This is a genomic window from Chryseobacterium sp. FG46, assembly GCF_057809135.1.
Genome location: NZ_JBMDJJ010000066.1, coordinates 1 through 2021 on the forward strand (window position 1 = coordinate 1; position 2021 = coordinate 2021).

General features: G+C 38.1%; 1 protein-coding gene. It reads right to left on the bottom strand.

Annotated features, from left to right (window positions below; translation table 11 throughout):
* The coding region (locus ACODR7_RS21490; RefSeq protein ID WP_488842311.1) for a protein-disulfide reductase DsbD family protein at window positions 1-2018 on the bottom strand (2018 nt) is incomplete at its 3' end.
* Window positions 2019-2021: the final 3 nt, after the last annotated feature.

Sequence of the window (2021 nt, forward strand, 5' to 3'; positions counted from 1 at the left end):
TCCTCTTTAGGCATATATCCTGAAACAGGAGTGTTGATTACTTTTCCGTCCGGAGTGATTAAAACATAGTGAGGTTGAGAGTTATTGTTAAAGTTAACCTGCTGGAATAAACTCCATCTGTCCCCAATTGTTTTTACCTTTTTGATCTGACCGTCTCCAAGGTCAATTTTGGTTTTTTGATCCTCAGGAAGCTCTTCTTTGTCATCCACATATAAGGAGGCTAATACTACGTCATTTTGAAGAATCGGTAAGATGTCTGGTTCGCTCCATACAAATTCCTCCATTTTTCTACAGTTTTCACATCCGTATCCCGTAAAGTCGATCAGGATTGGTTTATCATCTTTTTTAGCCAGTTCTATTGCTTTGAAGAAGTCGTGTTCCGGATGCATTCCTAAAATTCCGTCTTTTTCATCATGGAAATAGCTTACGTTCAGTGGAGGTAGGATTCCGCTTAAAAGCTGAAGTTTAGGTCGATCAGACGGGATTAACCCTTGAATTAGGTAGATCACAAAGCCAATTCCCAATACCCCCAATATCTTTCTTGTGATAGAAATTTTAGGTTTTTTATCATCATGCGGGAATCTGATGAATCCTAGTAAATATAATGCTAAACCTAATGCAATAATGATCCATATGGCAATAAAAAGCTCTCTTTTTAAGAAGAATGTTTTGGAGACAAGATCTGCTTTAGACAAGAATTTCAATGCTAATGCCAGTTCTACAAACCCTAAAACAACTTTTACCGTATTCATCCATCCTCCGGATTTTGGAAGACTTTGTAATGCCTGCGGGAATAACGCCAGCAATCCAAAAATAATCGCCCATGCCAGCCCGAATCCTGCCAAAGCAAAGGTCAGCAGCATAGGAACATTTGATGAACCTGTGACAGCACTTCCTAATAAACTTCCTAAAATAGGTCCTGTACATGAGAAAGAAACAATCACCAGCGTTAATGCCATGAAGAAAATCCCGATAATTCCTCCCGCTTCTTCCGCTTTAGAAGATTTGTTGGCAATTGAACTTGGCAGTGTGATATCATAATACCCGAAGAAACTTCCGGCAAAGAAGATGAATATGATAAAGAACGCAATATTCAACCATACGCTTGTAGAAATTTCGTTGAAGATATTTCCGGCAATACCATCAATAATGTGGAAAGGAATACTTAGTAAAACAAAGATCAGAAGAATGAAAAAACCATAGATCAGGGCATCTCTTTTTCCTTTTGCTTTGTTTTTATTTCCTTTGGTAAAGAAAGAAACCGTTAGTGGAATCATCGGGAACACGCATGGCGTAAGCAAAGCAATTAATCCTCCGATAAATCCTAAGAATAAATACGTCCAGTAATTTTCATCCACTTTAGTAGAAGCTGTACCGCAATCTGTTAATGGTTTTTTGAAATCGATGGTTGCAATTTTCAGCTGCTTTGGATCCAGTTTTGATGTTTCTGTAATCGTAGCTTCTGTTTTTGCAGGATTTTCAGTAACGGTCTCGGAAACTTTCACAGAATCTTTTACAGGGTCTGCTGTTTCCTCGGTTGAAACCTCTTCCGTTGCCCCTTTGGGGGTAACTTTTTGGTTGAATTCTAATGTGTTGGGAGCCAGACAAACTCTGTCGTCACAGGTCTGATACGTAATCTCAGAAGTGACATCTGCGGGTTTTGTTGGATCTTTTAGTTTGAATTTCTGCTTAAATCCAGCAGAATTGGAGTAGAAAACAATGGTACCTCCAAATGCTTCGGAAAATTCTTCATGTTTTTTACCCACTTCGGAAAATTTTCCGATCAATTCAATATTCTTTCCTGTCACTTTATATTCTGTCGGAATTCCGGTATCTTCCGGTAAATCTTTAGAGTAAATATGCCATCCGCTTTCCATGGTAGCATTCAATACCGCTTCATATTGATTGTTCCCCAGATCGTTGATGGTGAATTTAAACTTTACAGGATTTTTTATCTGCGCATTAATTCCTGTCGCTAAAAATAGTAGAATTAATAAAAACCAGTTTCTAAATTTCATTGT